At 36.0% G+C, this 20,587-nt stretch carries 23 protein-coding genes; 4 read left to right on the top strand and 19 right to left on the bottom strand.

Annotated elements, in window-relative coordinates; all coding sequences use genetic code 11:
* Window positions 1-4: 4 nt before the first annotated feature.
* The 13 genes from AAC851_RS15665 to AAC851_RS15605 all read right to left on the bottom strand — a co-directional run bounded on the left by AAC851_RS15665 (window position 5) and on the right by AAC851_RS15605 (window position 8,904).
* A complete protein-coding gene (locus tag AAC851_RS15665) occupies window positions 5-769 on the bottom strand; it encodes a ParA family protein (protein WP_340601082.1) in 765 nt (254 codons plus the stop codon).
* Window positions 770-891: 122 nt separating this feature from the next.
* Window positions 892-1,206, bottom strand: coding sequence for a hypothetical protein (locus AAC851_RS15660; RefSeq protein ID WP_340601081.1), 315 nt, complete (start codon window positions 1,204-1,206; stop codon window positions 892-894).
* 9 nt (window positions 1,207-1,215) lie between these two features.
* A complete protein-coding gene (locus AAC851_RS15655; protein WP_340601080.1) occupies window positions 1,216-1,872 on the bottom strand; it encodes a hypothetical protein in 657 nt (218 codons plus the stop codon).
* A gap of 39 nt (window positions 1,873-1,911) precedes the next feature.
* Window positions 1,912-2,184, bottom strand: a complete 273-nt coding sequence (locus AAC851_RS15650; RefSeq protein WP_340601079.1) for a hypothetical protein — start codon at window positions 2,182-2,184, stop codon at window positions 1,912-1,914.
* A 28-nt stretch (window positions 2,185-2,212) separates the two neighbouring features.
* Window positions 2,213-2,722 (bottom strand): hypothetical protein, encoded by a 510-nt coding sequence (locus tag AAC851_RS15645; RefSeq protein ID WP_340601078.1) that lies wholly within the window; start codon window positions 2,720-2,722, stop codon window positions 2,213-2,215.
* A gap of 49 nt (window positions 2,723-2,771) precedes the next feature.
* Window positions 2,772-2,966 carry a hypothetical protein gene (locus AAC851_RS15640; protein WP_004949597.1) on the bottom strand — a complete coding sequence of 65 codons (195 nt, stop codon included), beginning with the start codon at window positions 2,964-2,966 and terminating at the stop codon, window positions 2,772-2,774.
* A gap of 363 nt (window positions 2,967-3,329) precedes the next feature.
* Window positions 3,330-3,701, bottom strand: coding sequence for a hypothetical protein (locus AAC851_RS15635; protein WP_004949594.1), 372 nt, complete (start codon window positions 3,699-3,701; stop codon window positions 3,330-3,332).
* Between the two features lie 123 nt (window positions 3,702-3,824).
* Window positions 3,825-4,202, bottom strand: coding sequence for a hypothetical protein (locus AAC851_RS15630; protein WP_004949590.1), 378 nt, complete (start codon window positions 4,200-4,202; stop codon window positions 3,825-3,827).
* A 32-nt stretch (window positions 4,203-4,234) separates the two neighbouring features.
* On the bottom strand, window positions 4,235-4,741 hold the full coding sequence (locus tag AAC851_RS15625; RefSeq protein WP_191029276.1) for a hypothetical protein: 507 nt from the start codon (window positions 4,739-4,741) through the stop codon (window positions 4,235-4,237).
* Window positions 4,742-4,750: 9 nt separating this feature from the next.
* Window positions 4,751-5,920 carry a DUF1173 family protein gene (locus AAC851_RS15620; protein ID WP_340601077.1) on the bottom strand — a complete coding sequence of 390 codons (1,170 nt, stop codon included), beginning with the start codon at window positions 5,918-5,920 and terminating at the stop codon, window positions 4,751-4,753.
* 23 nt (window positions 5,921-5,943) lie between these two features.
* Window positions 5,944-7,110: a zeta toxin family protein gene (locus AAC851_RS15615; protein WP_340601076.1), complete on the bottom strand. Its 1,167-nt coding sequence runs from the start codon at window positions 7,108-7,110 to the stop codon at window positions 5,944-5,946.
* Window positions 7,100-7,360, bottom strand: a complete 261-nt coding sequence (locus tag AAC851_RS15610; RefSeq protein ID WP_340601075.1) for a hypothetical protein — start codon at window positions 7,358-7,360, stop codon at window positions 7,100-7,102. The genes AAC851_RS15615 and AAC851_RS15610 overlap by 11 nt, the downstream gene beginning before the upstream one ends.
* A 245-nt stretch (window positions 7,361-7,605) precedes the next feature.
* On the bottom strand, window positions 7,606-8,904 hold the full coding sequence (locus AAC851_RS15605; protein ID WP_340601074.1) for a replication initiation protein: 1,299 nt from the start codon (window positions 8,902-8,904) through the stop codon (window positions 7,606-7,608).
* A gap of 651 nt (window positions 8,905-9,555) precedes the next feature.
* On the opposite strand from AAC851_RS15605, the gene AAC851_RS15600 reads away from it, so the two are divergent.
* A complete protein-coding gene (locus AAC851_RS15600) occupies window positions 9,556-9,831 on the top strand; it encodes a hypothetical protein (RefSeq protein ID WP_191029271.1) in 276 nt (91 codons plus the stop codon).
* 46 nt (window positions 9,832-9,877) lie between these two features.
* Window positions 9,878-10,156 carry a hypothetical protein gene (locus AAC851_RS15595; protein WP_191029270.1) on the top strand — a complete coding sequence of 93 codons (279 nt, stop codon included), beginning with the start codon at window positions 9,878-9,880 and terminating at the stop codon, window positions 10,154-10,156.
* Window positions 10,157-10,253: 97 nt separating this feature from the next.
* On the opposite strand, the gene AAC851_RS15590 is transcribed toward AAC851_RS15595, so the two are convergent.
* Window positions 10,254-10,580, bottom strand: coding sequence for an H-NS histone family protein (locus tag AAC851_RS15590; protein WP_223861276.1), 327 nt, complete (start codon window positions 10,578-10,580; stop codon window positions 10,254-10,256).
* A 424-nt stretch (window positions 10,581-11,004) separates the two neighbouring features.
* Here AAC851_RS15590 and AAC851_RS15585 point away from each other — a divergent pair, with 424 nt between their 5' ends.
* Together AAC851_RS15585 and AAC851_RS15580 are read left to right on the top strand one after the other, a co-directional pair.
* Complete coding sequence (locus AAC851_RS15585) at window positions 11,005-11,538, top strand: hypothetical protein (RefSeq protein ID WP_340601073.1); 534 nt, start codon at window positions 11,005-11,007, stop codon at window positions 11,536-11,538.
* A gap of 321 nt (window positions 11,539-11,859) precedes the next feature.
* Window positions 11,860-12,138 (top strand): hypothetical protein, encoded by a 279-nt coding sequence (locus AAC851_RS15580; RefSeq protein WP_340601072.1) that lies wholly within the window; start codon window positions 11,860-11,862, stop codon window positions 12,136-12,138.
* 42 nt (window positions 12,139-12,180) lie between these two features.
* Here AAC851_RS15580 and AAC851_RS15575 read toward each other — a convergent pair whose 3' ends face one another.
* The 5 genes from AAC851_RS15575 to traN are packed head-to-tail and all read right to left on the bottom strand — an operon-like array spanning window position 12,181 to window position 20,565.
* A complete protein-coding gene (locus AAC851_RS15575; protein ID WP_191029287.1) occupies window positions 12,181-12,726 on the bottom strand; it encodes a transglycosylase SLT domain-containing protein in 546 nt (181 codons plus the stop codon).
* A 47-nt stretch (window positions 12,727-12,773) separates the two neighbouring features.
* The gene (locus AAC851_RS15570) at window positions 12,774-15,740 is read right to left on the bottom strand and encodes a conjugal transfer protein TraG N-terminal domain-containing protein (RefSeq protein ID WP_340601071.1); all 2,967 of its coding nucleotides are present in this window, start codon (window positions 15,738-15,740) and stop codon (window positions 12,774-12,776) included.
* 15 nt (window positions 15,741-15,755) lie between these two features.
* Window positions 15,756-17,180, bottom strand: coding sequence for a conjugal transfer protein TraH (locus tag AAC851_RS15565; protein ID WP_340601070.1), 1,425 nt, complete (start codon window positions 17,178-17,180; stop codon window positions 15,756-15,758).
* Window positions 17,181-17,189: 9 nt separating this feature from the next.
* The gene (locus AAC851_RS15560) at window positions 17,190-18,014 is read right to left on the bottom strand and encodes a conjugal transfer protein TraF (protein WP_340601069.1); all 825 of its coding nucleotides are present in this window, start codon (window positions 18,012-18,014) and stop codon (window positions 17,190-17,192) included.
* On the bottom strand, window positions 18,001-20,565 hold the full coding sequence (gene traN, locus AAC851_RS15555) for a conjugal transfer protein TraN (RefSeq protein WP_340601068.1): 2,565 nt from the start codon (window positions 20,563-20,565) through the stop codon (window positions 18,001-18,003). The genes AAC851_RS15560 and traN overlap by 14 nt, the downstream gene beginning before the upstream one ends.
* Window positions 20,566-20,587 lie beyond the last annotated feature (22 nt).

Below are 20,587 nucleotides of genomic sequence, written 5' to 3'. Positions count from 1 at the left end.
GTCATTACACTCCAATCTTGTCAAAAATAGCATTATTCAATTGGCGAACAAGTTTTCCAGTTTTTGCGCCATTCTTCACTTTCCATACTGGAATACCAGTATGATTCGCTAGTTTTACATGAGTTCTTAATGGAATATATGCACCAGCACCAAACATATAACTCGCATATTCCTCTGTGACAGTTTTCAGCTGTTCACGATCAAAACTACTTCTCAAGTCTACCAAGTTAGGAATAAAACCAAGGAATTGAATAGATTCATTAATCTCTTTAATTTCTGCAATTCTTTCAATTAGAGTAGCAAAGCCAGTATATGAAAAGTTATCTAACTGGAAAGGGCTTAAGATAAAGTCCGAAATCAAAAACGAATAGTTTTGTAGCTTGCCACTTGTCGGTGGTGTGTCGATCAAGCAAAGATCAAAGTATTTGCTTGCTTCTACAATGTTATCAACCAGTATTTCAAGGTTTTCAACTTCCAACTCTTCTAGGTCATCAGTACCTTTAAAAAGAATGAAATATTGATCACCAGCACAGCAACCTGCAAAATCAATTCTTTGCGTGAAAATATCAATTGTTTTAAAAACATTAGTGGCATAGGCTTCTAAGCTATCACCAGCATTTCCCTGTGGGTCATTGTCAACAAATAATAGTTTCAATTCTTTTTCTAAAGCAGAATGAGCCAAATGTGTGCTAATAAATGTTTTGCCCACACCACCCTTACGATTGCTTACTACTAATTTTTTCATAGGATTAACCTTGTTTGATTTCATTTTTCACGACTCCTTACCTTTCGGTATCCAGTCTTTAATATACACAATTTACACACCTTTCGCAAGTGGTAAGCAAAAAAAAGTTGCGTTAACGCAACTCTTTAATCTATAAATTTTTCTAATTACCATGTGGTTCTTAAAACCATAAAAGCAATAGTCATAAACAGTATGTAATATAGGTGATTTTTCGCTATATTCTTAAACCCTGAATGCCATTCCATCAATACCTGGACTGATCTTGTCGCCAAATACAAACCAATAAACACCATTGATGCAAAGCTATCAATATCGTAGATCATTACACCAATAAGGCATAAGGCCAAAACCCAAGTCACAATTGTTAGAAACAAATAAATTTGATTCTGATTTAAATCAAAATGCAACTCTTCCTCTGATTCATCGAATGGCTTAAATACCAGCCAGTTATGTAAAGACATAAAGAAATCCTAAATTTCACTTTTTGAATCAAGCTGTTCTTTTTCAGCCTTTTCTTTGTAATATCTTTCTTTGTAATGTTCAATTTGAGCATAAAAAACTGCATCGTCCAGACTTTTATTTCTAAAATAATAAAATACCCTGGTTAACACATAGTAAATAAGAGCACCTATACAAAGCAATGCACCAGGTTTAGATAGAAGAGTTTCTGCTTCTACTAATGGCATATTTCCATATTTATGCAATATGAAAGCCAAAGACAATCCAAAAATGAACAAGGCCACATGACTTGAAATATAGAGATTATTGTGACTGATCCGCAATGATGCCAGGTCACTATGACTACCATCAACAGTTAATAAGTCCGCTAAAATCTTTAAGGTCATTCGTTTTTTCAACGCAATTAAAAAATTTTTGATCGCATAAAAACAGATTAAAAAGCAAAAACTAAAATTGGTAAGATAACCCCAGTATCCTTTAAATCTTGGAAAAACCTGTTTAAAAATAAATTGGTATTCCAAATAGCTAACCAAGCAAATGAACAAAGCAAAGCAAATCCAAAATGAGATTTTGATTACCTTATTTAATGGGTTAAAAAAATTATCTAATTTTTTTAACTCTAACTCAGCATCATTCGCTGCATCATCTTGACTTGAACGCTCAGTCATCCTCTTTCCTTATATTTGTACCAAATCACAAAACCTAAATTATTTTTTTGCCAACCAAAGTTCATCTATCATGTATAAATTATCTTTTGGTGAACGACCTTGGAAATATTTACCACGTGGCAATTTGCTACCAAATGGTAAGCTACGAATGTAGTCCTCAAATGCTGGGTTCTGCTTTTTAGGGGTTCCTTTATCTGCATGAGCTGGTATTGATTGACTCGCAAGGAAAGGTTCGGCATTCCATTTACGCCCCATTCGATATAAGTTTAAGACTTCTTCACTTAACGCTTCATTTAATATTTCATTCGACATGAAATCTTTCTCCAATTTTTTACTTTATTTAACGCTGCGGCCAGTATTCAAGTGCCTTGCTAATCAACAACGCAATTTCCTGGTTGATCTCAGCTCTCAATTCAGTGTCTTCCTGAATATCTTCCACTTCATTAAAACGATCTGCAAATTCACCAAAAATTAGCTCAGCAGCTAATTCATACGGACTTTTAAATTGATTGTAATCCTGGGCATTTTTAGCACGTTTTAACAGAAAATCTTCATTCTCAGGCTTTGGATAATCCATATCATCTTCAAGAACTTCACCTGTATAGCCGATACTTCGTAAATAGGCTATTGCATCTGCTTTGGTTAGCCAGGTCTTTTCACCTTTTTCGTCCTCTAAATATCGTGCTGAACGCTGAAATTTCGCATTAAAAACACACCACAATAACAGCTCACCATTATTGCTTTCTTTTGCATAGTGAAATTTAACGTAATCCAATGCACCATCAGCCATTAGTGAACGTAGTTGCTCTTCTTGCAGCTTAAAGCCCCAGCTCCATTCAACCTTTTGCATATCTCTCGCCCTTGTTTCTCAGGATAGCAGTATATAACTATGTATTTGACTATTTCACCAAGTTCAAATGCTTATTAACAATCGGGTATAAATTTGCTTTTTTTGCATAAGCAAAAAGTGCATGAGAAATCTTAATTTTTTTCCGTTTACTTCCACACGATGCAAAGTAAATACTATGTCCATTCCCATGAGCTTCAATTAAGAATCCAGGCTTTAACGATAACAATTCTTTTAAACTATTCATGTTTCTGACTCCAAGCCTTTCGGCATTTGTTGATTGAGGTTTAATTATATATAACCTAGGTTATATAAAAATCTTACTTTACCCTGCCAGTAAAAGCAACCAATATTTCCTGCTTCATTCCAGTAGTAACCTGTAGGCGGTGTCTACCGCCACAGTCGGAATATCAAAATTCAGCAACTTCTTACTCCCTGATTACCCAATCCCTAAAATTGTTCTAACGTGGTGTCTACCGAACAAAATTTCGGGGTCAAAAAAAATCTGTGATTTTTTGAAGAACACTAAATTTTTGTGACTGCAAAAATAAAGACACTGGCAAAAAAGCTATAATCTAATTAGCAGAATGCCTATAGCTGATCCACAAATTTATCCCTTTCCATACGCTATAAGTCGCACCAGGTAAAAAACAAGTTTTTCATGCAGTGTTATATGAAACTTAGCATATAAGCCACTTGTATTCCCCATCAAGTAAAGATCATTGACCTCTACCGTATCAGGTTCATTCATGTGAACAGATACATGCTTCATTTCATCTGAGCTGAAAATATAGGCAGCAAAATACCGTGTTAAGTCATTTTCCTTTAAATAACCAATTTGGTCATTTAAAGCTTCTAATACGTCTTTCCCGATATTAATTTCAAAGCTATGAAGATCTTCATGAACCCCATTAGTTTGAATAATTTCGGAAGAGAACGCCCAAAATCTAACGTGTTTTTTCATCATCGTACTCAAAGCCATTAGCTTTACTCCCTCATTATACACAAAAAACACACCCTTTATAAAGTTTTTATCATTCGATATTTTATTAAATTGTAAATTATTACCACAGATATTTTATTCATTATTCGTAAATTTTACCGTTTATTTAGTTTGTCTTTTCATGTCCTCCCAAATCAGTTCAGACACATAATTACTCCTATTTAAACTTCGATCATCCATCCATTTTAACTGATTAACAGGGATAGTCATGTTTACACGTTCAACCCTATATTTAGCAAGGCTTGAGTCAATTTCAATATAAATTACACCTGGTTCATCAAGCTCTAAGTCAGGATCAGGTAGAGGATTACCATTTTTAGATATTTCGGTAATTTTTAGAACCATTTGATCTTTGATTTTCCGGATACCCTCCGGAACACTTTCAGCTTCAACATGCAAATTAAAATCTTTAGAATGGAATGAAAGTGTTCCATGTCCTTTTGTTTTAATTACAGGATAAATTAGATTCATTTTTAACATAGCGTAAAATACACAAAAAACACACCTTTATATTAATAGTCTTTTGCTAATTTCTCAAGAGTTTCCAGCATTCCAAGAACAATTCCCCTTTTATGATTAATACTATTTTTTACATTTGCTGGATTCCACCCAGTTTTTGCACATATATCTCTCACAGTAATGTTCATGCCTGTTTTATCCAAATGCTTCTTATTTAAAAGCTCTTTGGCTTCATTAAATCTTACAGCAAGTTTGTAATCATCGAGTTCATTATAAAGGCCAGCTCGATACTCATTAAATGAAAATGGAACATTTCGATTCCCAGCATTTTCTTTCAACGTCCTGGTGAACCTATTAACCACTATTTTTTCTTCATTTTTGCTTAGTGCTTTGAAGAGTTCTGTTTCTTCATAGGATTTCCCTGAAGAAACATCACTTCTAAATTTTTCGACAATTTCTTTCTCTTTTGCAGCGTCATTTGCCTGACCATATTGAATATGATTAGATATTTTAAATACCGTTTCCAAACGACCACACGTGAAAGCATAAGAAATTTTCAATGACACACCTCATTCAACATTTTTACTAGGCAATCCAGGCATTGCCTTATCAACAAACCATTGCCAACTTGCATAGTCACTTTCTGCTATCATCTGTTCGATCCCTTGAGCGTATGATTCACTTTCGCTTTCACTGGATGGAATGATATACATTGCTGTAGGTTTTGGTTCTGTATCTACTGCAACAAGAGAAGCTAACGGCTTATCAGATGGTAGGTTATAACGCAATCCTTTAATAAATTGCCGGCTATTATCTATCATATCCTCAATTAATTCATACTCATATTTACTTTCAAATGGAACCCATTGCTTATTAACTAGCATAAATGAAATTTCCTGAACCAGTGGAAGATCACTTGCTGTCTTGAGAATAGTACAGATAAACATCAAATGACATTGATCCCCATACATATTCCATAAGCCTAGCTCCTTTTCAAAGCGTTTATTTATTCTGTTATGCACATCTTCATTCATAAAAAAATGATAGTCTGGGCAATGCTTAGCAATTAGCTTAAAGTCATAACGTGCTTTTTCAATTGATTTAACTTCACCAATTACAATCATTAAATTCTGAGCACTTAAATTTGATAATTGCTCATGTCGCCTTGCAGCAATGTCTTTCTTTATATCCAGGTTATATGTTTCAGGGATGTATAGGGTTGAAGCTAAGTCCTGTTTTTTTGCTGATTTATCAGATGCAGCACGTAACAACTGTTTCCGTACAAAATACCAATTATTTGCTTTCTCTTTAGGTTGATAATAATTAAGTTTGCCCTCTTCAAATAAGTAATGTAACAGTCCACGTAATGTAAGTTTTTTCCCATCCGTTGCAACACTATCATGTTCTTTGCCTGTAGCTGGTGGTGGAGCTTTCCCACCTCGTTTTGTTAAGGCAAAATCAAACTTCAATGCAACCGATCCATCTTCCGGATTTTCTTGAATGGCCTGGCCTAGCACTTCTCCAAGTCCTGAAAGTTCATGTGGTGGTTCATAACTTACACATCCAGGATTATGTGATCCACCAGTATTAGGCATCCTTTTTACAATAAACGAGTTATTCACTTTTGCTATGTATAGTGGTACACCGCCATTCACACATAGGCATAATGGCCTTTGCCGTTCAGCATAAGCCTGACGTAAAATATCCTGGATATTTTCTGCATGTGGATCAACTTCCATGCCACCTATTCTGATTAACATAGTTACCTCGTAAACTCATGATCTAAATCTTGTTGTTGATTCTGTTGCTGAGCCATTTCTTGCTGCTCTTGCATTTGTTGTGCTTCTTGGTGCTCTACCACATGATAATTACCCTGTGAACCATGATTAATAAAAAGCTGTTGCCCTATTTCTAGTTCTTGATTATTGCTATCTTGCAACCTGTCACGAGCATACTTAATTGCTGTGTAACGATTAATTTGCATAAACACATTGTTTTCATCCTGGTCTATAACCTTTCCATGTTGCAAACCCTTATATAAATCAGGTGATTTAATAATAAGTTTACTCAAATCTTTTTCTTCGATCTTTTCTTTATTTAAAAATTGTTCTTTGGATGATTCTTTTTCAGCAATCGTCTGATCAATTTCACCTTTTGGTGCCATAAGTGAATTTTTCATGTGTATCAATTGTTCCCACGCCACTTGATTATATTGATACTCACTTTTAGCCAATGGTTTATTTGTTTCAAACTTAAACGTATTCTCAGCATCAATAGCTTTAAACCATGTTTCCTTATCCGGATTTAATTCATTGTTATATACTTCATTACCAACTCGATCATAAACTTTTACTTTATCAGCAGCATTATGATCTTCTGAAATTGATAGAATTGATTCAACACTCTTTGAATCAAAATCTTTAAAACCCTTATGATCACCAAAACCTAGATTACCTTTTTGATCTTCATATTGAGTATTATTTCTAATCAAACTATGCTCATGCGGTGTTGCCATAGCTCTGACTTCAACCTCATAGCCATTACTATGTAATTTATCTGTTACATCCTTGAAGTCATAAGGATTTTCACTTTTTTCATTGATAACAACATTATGTTTATTTTCAATAGCTTTATCTAAAACTTTGTCAGATAAATATTTTGCTTCTTTTTCTGAATCTTTTGCAGCTTTAATGTCATTATCTTTAACATTATTTAAATAATTTTCTGTAAAGCCTTTATAATAGTTTTCGCCAATTAAGACACTTCCACCACGCCTAGAAAGTTCATCTTGGGCTTGTAATGCAAGAACCTCTTTACCTGATCCCTCTTCTCCAACAGTTATAATTGCTTTTGGATGTTCTTGCTCAATACAATGGGCACTTGAAAGATTAACAAGACCTTTAATAAAATTCTCAAAATTATCTCGCATTTAAAAGTCCTCCCATTTTAATTGATATATCATGATATATATTTCTTAAAGTCTGAGTGTTTTGTTGAGCTAAATTTGCTTGCAATTCACTTAAAGATTTAAAATCCTCTATAATCTTTTCTTTTGGATTTTCAATATATTTTTCCAATAAAACACCTTGGTAAATTGAAATAGCGTATTGAATATTAGTAAGCAAATAAAATCTGCGGTCAAACTCTCTTCGTTCTGATTCATCGAAAGCTATTGACATAAATGACTCCTTTAACCACATTATAAAGGTTATCTTTTGACCATAATAAACTTTAAGCAACAAAAGTTTTATTGTTGCGTTGACGCAACTTTTACAGCAAAACCCTATACAACATCCAGCCAACTAAAATTGAGATAACCTATTAATTAGTAACAAATAAATTTTAAAATATGGAAACTTATCAAGCACTTTGATATAATTCAATATAAGATATAGCCTATAAAATAGCCTAAGCTATCTAATGTTTAAGGTATTTTTGCATAATAATTAAATATTGTTCCCACCTTTAGCAATTCAAATTTTAAATTTTTAAAAGTGAAGCTTAAGAGCTTTTTGAAAAATACTCCGTTATGGCCTAGATGGGTATGCCTAGCGGCTAATACCTGATTTTGGCTACTGTCACATAAACTAAAAACATTATTAATGCTCTCGCTTCGCTCGTTCTTTATGCACTTCGCTTCGCTTCGTGCTTTTTTGTCCGCTAAAGCGGATTTACGCAAAATATTTATGTCATTAAAGCTTAGTAATTTAATTCGCAATAACCCTTTCGTGTACCTAACGGCTGTTCTATACGAGATATTGAGCTTTTCAGCAATTTGCTTGAGAGTTACGCCTTGTCGAAACAATTGTTTTGTCATACGTCTTGCTTCATCGTATTTTGCTGATCTTTTGGTTCCCCCTTTTGATCCTTTAGTACGTTGTCTTTCCACAAATTTTCTGTAGCACTCTTCATGATTGCGCCAACAATACTTACTTATGGATTTAGCAATATGTGTGCATTCTTTGTAATCCATCGGATTTATAAAAAACGAGTTTTTTTCCTGTACCAGTTTTAGTACATGATCAAACCAGTGATTAAATAGCAACCCAGCATTATTCTTGAAATCCCTTATATCTTTGTAGGCTAGGTGGCGTACTGAATGAAACACTTCATCATTACGCCCATTGATAGCACATTCATCATTTTGAGCTTTTTGTGGCATTTCTATTGGCATTAAACCTATAGATGTTAACTCTAGTTTAGATGCTAAGTCTTTTAAGTGATAAGCTTCGGTTCTATATGTTGAAGTACGCCATTCATCAGAATATGGGTTTTTCCCTACAACCCCATTGTATCGTTCATCACCGCCTAATTCGCTGGTTAATGCCTTTTCTACTGCACTATAGTAGTTCTGTGCTTTTAATGAGCTTCTCTCTGTAAAACTCACAGCATCTATTAATTCATAAACAAAATGAGCATGTCCATTTTTTCTATTTTCTATTATCAGGTTCGGTGCCGGTAGATGCGGAGATTCATATAGCCAATCTGTGACTGCTCCAGGGCGATCTATGTCGATTAAAATGTATTTTTTCCATTTTGGATGATTAAACTGGATGTATTTTTTCTTAATTGCTTCAATTTTCCGATTAATTTTTAGCCCCTCAACATCAAATCCGTTTGAGTGATACGGCTTATCGGGAAGGTTATTATAAAAACGTTTGAGAACAATGGTTAATGAATCATTGCTTGCAAGTGCTAAGTTATTATTTGTCATTCCGAACATGGTTTTATCCTGTTTTTAACCACCAGGACAAACCTCACGCATCGAAATACACTTGCGAAAAGAAAAAAGCGCATGTATTATTGCTTAAGTACATTACAAGTCTGAACGCCAATTCGATAACTTGTATGTTAGTCCTAATGGGTGCCATCCCAAAAATTTAAGGTTTTAGTTTCCGCTGAAACCGATTAAAGCCCAAGTTTTCCAGACTTGGGCTTTAATTTTTCTTCATATTTATTTATAAAAGTATAAAGAAAAAGAAACCCTATATAAATTAAATGACTTCATTGTGAAGTCCAAATTTGTAAATAAATTATCATAAATAATATGCCAATTCTAGCGTTAATTTCTAGCATGATCCGCAATTAACTGAACCAGTACGACATTGGCCTATACCATTGTAATCTGATTGGTGAAATGTTGAACACCCTGAAAGAAAACATAAACCTATCAGTGTTGTTAACGCAATTCTTTTTTTCATTGAATTTACCCTGTTATAATTTAGACTTCACATTGAAGTCTATTTTATGCTTTGGCATACCCAAAACACAATTATTATGTTCAACTTTTGTTGTTTAAAAAGTTTGACTTCATTCTGAAATCAATATTAACCTATAAAAAACATTGTTAAAACTTTTACAAAAAGGAAAATGTATGCAGAACCAAAACAAACTCTTAACCAAACTTGGCCTAGTAGCTGTGGCTGCAACTTTATCACTTGGCTTCGTAACTTCTGCCCAGGCAGCAAAAAAAGGTACTGCTTGTACCAGTGTATCAAGTCAAATGTCTAATATCTATGAAGTTAAATTTCAGTGTCCTGATCTTGGAGCTGAGCGTTTAACAATTTCGGAAATATACAGCAAGGGCTATCGAGTAGCATCTTTAGCATTTCAAGGAAATATTGCAGCTTTAATTATTGAACAACAATAAATCCTGGGATCGTTTGTATATTTCTACTTCTTTCTAGGAGTAGTTTATGTCTAAACTCATTTGGTTTTTCAATGCACTAATAACAGGTACGTTCTTAGTGCTTTTTGTGCCTGTATTGTTTGAGTTTAATCCAATCATGGCAATGGTATTTGCTCTTATTTTTCTTAAACTTTTTATTTTATCTGTAAAAATAATTAAAGATGAATATGAAGCAGAAAAGTGGTGTGAAGATGCAGCCAATAGTCCATTACTGAATAATAATCCACAAAACATAGTGAATCTTCCGGATCATCCACTACATGATCAGTTCACGAATAAACATTAATTTGTTGCGTTAACGCAATTATTAATCAGTATTTTTACCTTTTTAATTTTATATTTAAAATTAAAAAAGCTTCTGAATATTTCAGAAGCTTTTTAGTTTAAATTGCAAAATCTTGTAGATTAGCACCTTTCTCTAGTTCCAGCACAAGCCATTTTGGTTGTTTCCCACGCCCTGTCCAAGTTTCTTCGGCATTATGTTTATTACGATACTTTGGCTCAACTGGTTTTTTCTGCAATTTACGTTTTCTTTTTGCACCCTCTTCCAATAAATCTTCAAGTGTAAGCCCCACGCTGTCAGCAATTGCATACACTTTGTCATAAGCATCAATAATTTCCTGTTCTTGTTTCACTACAATCAAAGCACCGGCTTCTTCTTGAAGTTTTTTTAATTCTTCAATAGATAAATTTTGAATATCAGTCATAATTTTCTCGTTTAATTAATTTTCAACATTGTTTATGTCGTTTAATTATATTTAATTCTAATGAGTTATCAAGTATATTAATCAATCAAAATATGATTATTAAAACCAAAATTTAGTTTATTTAACCTCTTAAATTTTGCATATAGAAACACTTTTTATGAGTAGTTTAAAATGAAATTATAGATAACTATATTAAAGAGAATTGATACAATGCAATAGTCATACTGAAAGCACTTTGTTCAACTTAATCTTTTTTTTGTGGCAAAATATAACATCGACCGCTGAGCTGGAACGATCGGAGATCCAACTTACTGATTCTAGCAACACAATGTTTTATAAGAAAAAACTTTTTTCTCATAAATTTAGCAAATTGGCAAAATATTACACTCTGATTAAGAGTCTATGAAGTAACAAGTAGGTCTTATTAATGATTACTTTTTTAAATTTTATGTATGAGAGCAGCCTTTACTCTACATTAGTATTGTTTATGCTTATGCACATATTAGGCTCAATTACCTTACTCCTATTCAAAGTCCCAGTAAAATCAGTATTTTCCTTAGCCTTTTCCCTTGCATTCCCCTTAACTCTTGTTGCTTATCTATCAATGAATACAGCCCCGATCCCTGGGATACTTCAAGACAATGTGAAAAATTTACTACTTCAACAAGCAAAGGATGGTGTGGGTTCAAATGGTTTTGTAAATTCAATCGTTATACCATGTACTACTGAGGGAACAAGTTTTAGAAGTGTCAATAAGCCAGGTTATGTGAGAGGTTATGATTATAGTAATGCACTGGAAAGTTATGATAGTGATTTAAAGAACCACTTAGATAAAACCGAAGTATTAAAGGTTACACCGAAAGATAATTTACATATTGATAAAAACCTAAGCCTATGTGATTTCGCAATTGAGTTCAATAATTTAAAATTTAATCAAGTTAGAAGTATCGAAAAATCATAATTACTCCATGTCGCAAATTAGAGTGTGCTGCAAAAAATCACAGATTTTTATTGCCCCCTCAAATTTGCTTTGCCGGCACCACGTCACAGCGACTTAAGGGATTAGGTAATCAAGGAGTGAGACTGTGCCAGGGCGAACATCCCGACTGTGGCGGTAGACACCGCCTACAGGCTTCTACAGGTCGTAATTCGATAACCCTGCTGCCCAGTGCATAGTATGGGTGAGTAATTATAAAGATTCATACCAAGTATTAAAGTCTCATACTAGGTAATAAAGTATCATACTAAAACGATGCTATATTGCTCATTTAAAGGTGAATATATGCAATTTAACGGCCGGCTAAACACTGAAACTAAGCGTTTATTAGAAAATATGGACAATATTGAAGAATGGGGGGATATGAAATTAGAGCTTGTTATATTTTCACATAAGGGCTTCTATTCGGCTGCATTGCGAAATATTAGTAGAACTCCCTATTCAAGCTTTGGTCATTTGAACGATGCTCAGGGAGTCTGGCGATTTACTGACAAAGAAAAAGGCATTCGCACTATTAGAAAACATGCTCAAAGAATACCTATTGCATTTGAATTGGGTGCATAACACATCAAATAAAAAACCGCTTTTTACAAGCGGTTTTTTTATTTACTTACGTGACCGACCATGTTGTATGTCATACATACCTTGGTTCATCTTTTTCGTTACCTGGTTTAAATACTCACTGGCCGTTGTATTAACACCTTTGATATATAAACCTTTGTTCAGCTCCAATGCAGATTGACTTACCGCAACTCTTGCCATTTTACCCTGTCTTGCTGCCACTGACATTCCAGGGTTGCCGATATTATGTAGTGCATAAATATCAGCTGGTGTGACTTTACTTTGAATCCCATTAAGCTTAAATGCATTCTGTATACGCTTTTCAGCTTCTACAATATTTTCAGCAAGTGCAAGTGAGTTTAATCTAGGATTATCTCTGTACTGCAATTGCTTTGCTGCTGGCAATTTCTGCAATGCTTTTAGCTCCGGATGTTCAGCCTTTTTGATCCTATCGAGCCATGTTCCTCTTGTAAACTGTCCTAACCCAGTTGCTCCCGAACTCGATACTGCTTTCGGATTAAAAGAACTCTCAACTGCTGCCATTGAGACAGCTAAATTTGGATTAACACCAATTTCATTTGCTGCCTGAATTACATGATTACCATGCCTATCAAAATTAGGTCTTAAGGCATGGTCTTTTACTTTTTTGGTTGATTATCTCCACCGCCCCATGTTCCCAATTTATCTTGAAGTTCTTTGGTTATTTTGCTGTTAGGTTCAAGCTTCTGATCATAGTCAACTCGTTCATTTGTACCATCACGTAGTCTCTTCTCTCTTTCGCTTAGATCGGCAGCCTGGCTACTAATTACACCAGCTGCTCCGGATACCACACTAGGCGTACTTAGATTAGGTTTTAATGCTGCAACATCATTGTTAGTAACACCAACCCGATCTAAATTATCCTGTGCTTTCTGATCAAAGCCGTAACGTTCAGCAATTTCATTTTTGTATTGATCAAAACTTACATACAAATCAGGTCTATTTTGAACGTTAGAGCCATCAAGGAACTGTTTTGGCATTTGCAAAGAACCAGCTTCTTGCTTCATCAAATACTCTTGCGACAACGCCTGTTGCTCTTTAGGACTTAACAGTGAGAATTGTCCAGGCGACATATTATTTGCTTTAGCAACATCTGTTGCGTGTGTAACACTACGTCCATAATCAGTATCGAAGTTAAGAGATCGTGAATAGTTAAGTCCGGCAGTTTCTCTTGATGCTTGATTTTCACTTAAGTTTGTACCTTGACCAGTAATAACCTGATCATTATTAAAGATCGAGCCTGTGTTTTGCATACCCCATGTTTGATTAGATTGGCGTTGAGATTCATTCGTGTCTGTAAGACTGCCAGTTTTGTCATGGTAGATATTTTGGTTTACACCTTGGTTCTTATCACCTTGAACTCTTGATTCAGCCCCATCCGTAACTTGAGCACCCTCATTGTAGCGGAAATCAATTCCACCTTGAGCACCCAAACTACCATAGACAGGTAATCCTTTACCGCCCTTACCAGGTGCAGCGTTATTTGCATTTGGTACGGCATTATTACCTGGAACGCCACCAGCTCCGCCTGGAACGCCACCAGCTCCGCCTGGTGCGCCTGGTATACCCTGTGAACTTGCTGCTGGTACACCAGTATTAGGATTAATTGCTCCAGAGTTGCTACCGCCACCACCGCCAGGTAAAGCAAGCCCTAAATTACCATTCATACCACCATTTAGACTTTGATCAAACGATCTGCTATCCGTATAACCACTATGTTGTGCTGAGGTAGAACCAACTCCTAAATTGTTATCGAACCCTCTACGATCACCGCCATTAACACCACTGGTTGCATTAACACCAATACTTTGTAAATCAGAACGTCCCTGCCCTCTATTCACTTCATGGCTAAAAGTTGTGCCTTGGGTTGAATTGGTTTCAAAATTAGAATTTTTGGCTAAACCTATTTCTGAGCTTCTTTCAGAACCCAAATTACGTGAAATACCACTTCCTACACTGGCACCATAATGCAAGTCATTATTATGGTATTGAGTTGCAACGTCTCCATTATTATATTGAGTCCTGGTTGCATCACTACCAACATAACTACGGCCGTTGTTGTTATAAAGCTCGCTTGTGTCCATCTTATGCATATTTGTATTGTTTGCACTGATATTATCAATCGTTTGCTCACCAATATTGGCATTACCAGTTGCAAGACTTGAACCAGCTCCACCAGCTGCACTCCAAGCCATCATCATTCTTTGACCTACACCGGTAATTGAACCATTCATTTTAAAAGCCAACCAGCCAGCTAAAGCAAGTGATAGGATAACCATGTATCCCACCATTGTTTGTTCATCAATCAATGTACTTTCTAGTACCCCCATTTTTCCAAAAGGTACACCACTTGCAAGGTCAAGCGCATTCGCTTTCATTTCCATATAAAGAATTGAAATGTGATTAATGACTGCAAAGAAAATTGGGATCATTCCTAAAGCCAGTAATGAAGAAAAATATGCCCCTAAAATCGCTAACATATTGTCAGCTTTGCTTAAGACCATCATTACAAGCACAATAGGAAAAATACTATATAGGATTGCTTCAAGCCAGTTTCTTAACTGAGGAATGACTTCATAAGCGAGTTTAGTAACCACGCTCATGCTTCCTTGTACTTGTTGTGCTCCTAATGCAGCCCCAGCATTTGCCGTAATTTCAGCAACTCTACTTGGATCATTTAACAATGCTGGCAGTTCGGTGCCAGCTTCACGCCATACGTTGTTAAACATTGATTGTTTGACAGCATCACTTGCACTTTGATTGGAATTAATTAACCAGCTATATGATGTCCCTAAAGAGTTAAGGTACATTTGGTACGCCATTTCATCAGAAAATCTATTAAAGAAAGTTTTCCCATACATTCTCATTGAAGCTTCAAGACCATTTTGTACTCTTGTTTTTAGGTCACTCGCTGCTTCTGTACACGTTCTTGTAACACGTGTACCTCCTAATGAACCAAATGTCACAAAACGGGCAGGGTTGGTATTATTAAGAACATAATTCCATGTATCTGTTTTGTTCGCTAACTCTACAGGACTAACATATCCATCCTGAATATCGTAAATGGTACATTCTTTAAAGAATTGCATTACATCACTACGCAAAACAGGATCAGTAATTGTTACCTTGTTTGTATGTTTAATTAAAGCCTGACCATATCCCATATCGCCAGTACCATGCAGACTTAGAGCATTAGGAATATTAAAGACTGTCTCATAAGTTTTTACTACCCATCCCGATGCATTGTTAATGAATGCTGCGCCAGCTGCTAAAACCCAAGGTACATTTTGTACAATTTTAGGTGGTTGCTGAGACAAATTATCCGTAAGCACCACTTTTGCAATCGGCATATTGATCAGCATAGTGAAAAGTAATGCCTGGAAAAACCATCTAAAGAACCCCATATCCTTATTCCACATAAATGTGATCAAGGAGATAAGGCACATAATAAGAAAGGCTAATTTAATTAAACCAACAAAGTTTCCGCTTTGCATAATTGCAGAAACGCCATTGAATACTTGATATGTGACATCCACATTCCAATATGTATTTATCTCAAAATCCATAATTCCCCCTTATCCTTACTGTTGCAAGGAGTTTGCAAAATTAACTGACTGGCGAAGAGATTGAGACATATTAGAATGTAATGTTCTCTCCATTTGGTTTACTTCCATAGCAATGTTATAAGCAACATTAGTCCGCTGATATGTTGTTGAAATAGAAGTGTTGATTTCCGCTCTTAATTGAATGATTTCTTCTTTCAGGCGTTTTAGTTCCTGAGAATACAATTCACTTTGAGTACCAGCTAGATAGTTGTCTAAGGCAGCATTAACATCACGAGCCACCATTTCAACATATGCTTGAGCATATTTTGCGGCCAATAACTCATAATAATTATTCAATGCAAAACGAGCAGCATCACCATTGCCATAACGTGTATTTACAGCAACAAGCTTGTAGACTGGAATATCAGTAACATTCACAAAATCAATAAGTTCTTGTGAGTTGGCTATATTTTGTCTATTTGCAATTGCATTGATTAAACCATCCAGTTTCAGCTTAACCATCCAGTAGAAGCTTGTACTGTTTTGTTCCGCTGCGGTTAGTTCTGTACACTGGTCAACCCCTGTACCATTTGCACAAGCCCAAACAGGTAATTTAACGCTTGTTTCACCAGGCTTTCCAATAAAGTCAGTAATATTGTTCACTCGTCTAGCGTATGGTTTAACAATATTGTTGTTATTTGAATCCTTGGTAATAGCGACCGTTCCGATCATACCCATGATCATCTGTTTTTCTGTAGTAGTTAAGCCAGCACGACTTAACGCTTTCCAGGTTAAATTTCCATTGGCCGGAGTATGATCTTTAATGTTTGGGTCATTTTGTTGTAAGTTTTGATTGACTTGTTCAGTTTTCCCAGCATTCCCTTTAATTCCTCCCCAGGCATCAGTTACATCTGAGAAGATATTTTTAAATGTACCAAAGTTGATTGCTGACTGTTCTCGACCTTTCAGGTCGAGCTGTGCTGTTGTAGCATTCACAACACCTTTTGCAGCTTCACAACTATCAATATTCATTCTATTGACCGCTTGGGTTGTCGCTTGTAAAGCTTGCATGACGTTATCACACGTTGGACATAGGTTTTGAATCGCTAATTTAAAACCATATCCCAATGCGTTTGAGCCAATATTTTTCGCCATTGCAACAAACTGTTCTTTATTGATAAAGCTGAATCCACCAGTGTACAAATCAATACCACCACAACCCGCACTAACTGAGGGTGGAGTTAAACTAGCAAGGTTGTATGTATTCTTAGGGATGCGGACAAATGCAGAACCACCGCTATAGTAGTTCATGGTCTGCCCCTCAATTGCAGTTCCACCGCCTATGTTTCCATAGGCGTTTATTTGGTCAAATACATCACCCATAGACTGTGAGCTATTCACACTCACCGATGCGCTACCTAAAGCAATACCCAAGATCAGGGCTTTTATTTTCTTATTCATATTTTCACCTTAAAAATCTTGTCCAGGTTGAGTGTTGGTTAAAGTCCAAATACGTTCGATAACTTCTTGAAGTGACATGACTCCAAAGCCTACAGGGGCATGTTCTCCGGTTTTCTTAGATGCAATAAATGTTGCTGGCACCTTTTCAATCCCCCATTTCTGAGCAACTGCTCTACCATCCCTAGGGTTAGGAAAATCAGGCAATCCACCGCCATCAATAGATACTCCCAATATTTCGATGCCATACATTTCCGAAAGCATTTTTAGAGTTGGTGCATACTGGTGGCAATAAGGACAGTCACTTCTAAAGAAGAAAATCAGCCCATGCTCTTTAGCGATTTCTCGCATATAGTTCGTTCTATTTTGGTCTTTGGCCTGATTATTGGTTCTAACTGCCGTACTGTTTACAGGGTTCTTTAATGAATAATCGTATTCCGGATTTTTCCATACGACTCTACGCCACTGATCTGCAAACACGGTGCCCTTATCCATTGTCATGTGCCAAGCATCAAGATAGTTTTTAATGTTCTTCTCAGTAGGAGCCATGACAGCAATGTCCTCTCGAACTTTGAGTTCCTGTCTAAGCTCTTCTGCTGTTTTTATCTTGCTTAGGTCTTTCAATTGGGGTAACTGTTGCGGTGCCGCAACTGGTTTTTGCTCAGGTCGCTGAGCTGGTGTTGATTTCTTTTCTTCTTCATCACAATACCAATTGCGTTTTGCTTGGTCACATTTCCAAATTGAATCGTAATCAAACACCGATTTTTCAGCTCTTACCTCTGTTCCAGCCAATGCCAAAATTAGTAAGGAAAGATATTTCATTTTATTCAGCATCATTGTAGTACCCCCCAACTGAACGCTTTGTCACTTGGTCACGCAATTCTTTTACACGTTGATCCAAATTCATATTGGCTGGTGTAATTGAATTTTTAAATTCAGTCATATCCATTTTGGAAAAATCTAAACGCTGCAATTCCTCAATCTTGATACCCTCACAGGTCTCAAGTGATAAACCCAACTGTTCTCGACCTTGGCGGTTAATAATTTTTGCAAGGATGGATTTAAAACAACACCACGCCCGACTTTCTTCCAGGCATGATCCGAAAATTGGGTCTTTCTTTGAACACCAGGTTCTTGCATGTGTACATAAACTGCTACCACGTTTAATACCTAATTCTCGTTCACCCTCAGAACACTCCAACCAACCGAAAGTAAGTTGCGACTGTAATTGTTTAATTGTTTTGTCATCGTTATACACATCGTCATACTGATAACTTGAACCTTGTGTCTGTTGAGTTGGTGCATTTGGATCATTACCAAATGCGCCTGTTGCTGTACTACCGGAGTTTTTATTTGTTGCTGAACTTGCATCAATTTTTACCTCTTTACAGCAACTCATAATGTTGCTTCCAGCAAGTAACTTAACTGTGCATTTATTTTCTTCACCAACAAATAAGCGCAATGTGTTTTTATAGTCTTTTTCCATATAAACACCAGCTTCACGTGCTGCTTCCATCATAGTAACGGCCTGAGCAAAGTCAGCATCCTTTTGATCAGCTGCTTTTTCTAAACATTTACCATCAACACAATCAGCATCAACACATATTGTTTGCTCTTCTTCTTTAGCTGGTGTCTTTTCACATTGATACTTTTGACTATAAGTTAGGCATGTTCCATTGGCATCTTTACTGGTGCAAACACTGCCGATCTGTGAACATCCTCGCTCTAGCAAAGGACGACAATCTGATACAGTTGTTCCATTTGCTTCACAGCTATAATTTTTAGTTGTATTCCAGCAACCTTTAACCATCACGCCATTAATAATTTTTGTTGAATCATCTGAGCATGTCTCTGAAATTAACTTACATGAACTATTGGTACTGCATGTATCAATTTTTTGCTCCTGGCATGAACATTGATAATTCGTTTCCACATTAATTGATCCCGACCAAGGCCCAGCCCAGTTGTCTATATACAATCTGATCGTATTTGAACCCACATTCAAATAAGGTTTTAGATCAATATTTACGTTGTCAGTCTGATTCGATCCAGTAGCTCTGTTAAAAACTTCTGTACCGTTTACATAAACAATTCCTCTATTGTCATAGTGAACTTGTTTTAAGAACATTTTTGTTGAGTTAACGTCCTTTATGTTAAAGGTCACAACATAATTGCGTTTGCTAGAACCTCTTCTCCCATCATCACCACTTGTACTTACAGTGAACGATGCAGGAAGCTTATTAAAGCTACCGTTCCCATCATTTTGAGTCATTTGCAACGTATCGTAATCAATCCCCTGGTCACACGTTGTCTTGTCTCTTAAGACACCTGAAGGATTCTTACATTGCATTTGAGTCTGTGTTTGGCAACTCTGCTTTTTCTGTGTGTACATTGTGTTCTTGCACAGGTAGTTAATCTGTTTTTTAATACAGTTTCCTTTCCAGTCTTGCTCAACACATACACTGTCTTTGATGCCACAATTTGCATTTTTTAGAACATCTTCGCTGCATGTATTTGTTTTTTTGGTTGTACACTCACAATACATTGGAACACTTATGATCAGATCAGCGAAATAAGGTGAGTTCCTAACGTTGTTATATACAGTTAGCTCAATTTTATTTTCACCCTCTACAAAATACTGTCCTAACTCCTGATTTGAAGAGTGGTCTGTTGAACCGTCACTTCCTCCCCCCATATTGACTGCAAGAGCTTCGACACCATTGATTTTTAGTACATAAGCATCATCGTAATAACTACTGAGCAATTTGATATTGTTTAATTTTGCTCGATTTCTAATAGTCACTCTAAATGTTGATGTTGCTGAACCTATTGCATTTTTTGATCTATATCCTAGTCCTAGTTTTAGTGTATTACCCTCATACTTTATATATGAATTATGATCTCCGCTTGTTGTTAGAGCACCACGCTCAATTCCAGTTTCACCATTACACGTGTTTCCATCAATTGAAACAGGACATACATCATTCACAGTTTGCTCGAAACATTGTTGCTCTGACAATGCAACGCCTTGAGTACAAACTTGCTCCTCATAAACAGGATTAGTTTTTACTGTTTTTTGAAAACACGTTTGATTGTTCTTAAATGATTCAAAAGTATTATTTTTGATCTCATTACTACTTTTGATTACTGGGTCTTTTTTCGGATCAACTTCATACAGCTTTCTTGAACGTGGATTTTTATTGACGAAATTAATCGCATCACATTCAATTTTCTCATCAGCCGTTAAGACAGTATTGGCATTTGCACATCGAGCATATTTATCAGCACCACTTTGATTAACATTACCCATGCCCCCTTGATAATAGCCCTCTTCTTTTGCCTTTTCTGAGTATCCTGGAAGCCATTGGCTACCATTACCCTTATTCACGGCACTGGATGCCCCACTCAAC

Source organism: Acinetobacter sp. HZNU-JH01 (assembly GCF_037996845.1).
Taxonomy (GTDB): domain Bacteria; phylum Pseudomonadota; class Gammaproteobacteria; order Pseudomonadales; family Moraxellaceae; genus Acinetobacter; species Acinetobacter haemolyticus.
Note: the sequence above shows the minus strand (reverse complement) of the source record. Positions and strands in the feature narration are given on the sequence as shown.

Bases quoted from the DNA above. Each gene is read 5' to 3' on its own strand.
- AAC851_RS15665 (WP_340601082.1), bottom strand. From the start codon at position 769: ATGAAATCAAACAAGGTTAATCCTATGAAAAAATTAGTAGTAAGCAAT.
- AAC851_RS15660 (WP_340601081.1), bottom strand. From the start codon at position 1,206: ATGTCTTTACATAACTGGCTGGTATTTAAGCCATTCGATGAATCAGAG.
- AAC851_RS15655 (WP_340601080.1), bottom strand. From the start codon at position 1,872: ATGACTGAGCGTTCAAGTCAAGATGATGCAGCGAATGATGCTGAGTTA.
- AAC851_RS15650 (WP_340601079.1), bottom strand. From the start codon at position 2,184: ATGTCGAATGAAATATTAAATGAAGCGTTAAGTGAAGAAGTCTTAAAC.
- AAC851_RS15645 (WP_340601078.1), bottom strand. From the start codon at position 2,722: ATGCAAAAGGTTGAATGGAGCTGGGGCTTTAAGCTGCAAGAAGAGCAA.
- AAC851_RS15640 (WP_004949597.1), bottom strand. From the start codon at position 2,966: ATGAATAGTTTAAAAGAATTGTTATCGTTAAAGCCTGGATTCTTAATT.
- AAC851_RS15635 (WP_004949594.1), bottom strand. From the start codon at position 3,701: ATGGCTTTGAGTACGATGATGAAAAAACACGTTAGATTTTGGGCGTTC.
- AAC851_RS15630 (WP_004949590.1), bottom strand. From the start codon at position 4,202: ATGTTAAAAATGAATCTAATTTATCCTGTAATTAAAACAAAAGGACAT.
- AAC851_RS15620 (WP_340601077.1), bottom strand. From the start codon at position 5,920: ATGGAAGTTGATCCACATGCAGAAAATATCCAGGATATTTTACGTCAG.
- AAC851_RS15615 (WP_340601076.1), bottom strand. From the start codon at position 7,110: ATGCGAGATAATTTTGAGAATTTTATTAAAGGTCTTGTTAATCTTTCA.
- AAC851_RS15610 (WP_340601075.1), bottom strand. From the start codon at position 7,360: ATGTCAATAGCTTTCGATGAATCAGAACGAAGAGAGTTTGACCGCAGA.
- AAC851_RS15605 (WP_340601074.1), bottom strand. From the start codon at position 8,904: ATGTTCGGAATGACAAATAATAACTTAGCACTTGCAAGCAATGATTCA.
- AAC851_RS15600 (WP_191029271.1), top strand. From the start codon at position 9,556: ATGCAGAACCAAAACAAACTCTTAACCAAACTTGGCCTAGTAGCTGTG.
- AAC851_RS15595 (WP_191029270.1), top strand. From the start codon at position 9,878: ATGTCTAAACTCATTTGGTTTTTCAATGCACTAATAACAGGTACGTTC.
- AAC851_RS15585 (WP_340601073.1), top strand. From the start codon at position 11,005: ATGATTACTTTTTTAAATTTTATGTATGAGAGCAGCCTTTACTCTACA.
- AAC851_RS15580 (WP_340601072.1), top strand. From the start codon at position 11,860: ATGCAATTTAACGGCCGGCTAAACACTGAAACTAAGCGTTTATTAGAA.
- AAC851_RS15570 (WP_340601071.1), bottom strand. From the start codon at position 15,740: ATGGATTTTGAGATAAATACATATTGGAATGTGGATGTCACATATCAA.
- AAC851_RS15565 (WP_340601070.1), bottom strand. From the start codon at position 17,180: ATGAATAAGAAAATAAAAGCCCTGATCTTGGGTATTGCTTTAGGTAGC.
- AAC851_RS15560 (WP_340601069.1), bottom strand. From the start codon at position 18,014: ATGATGCTGAATAAAATGAAATATCTTTCCTTACTAATTTTGGCATTG.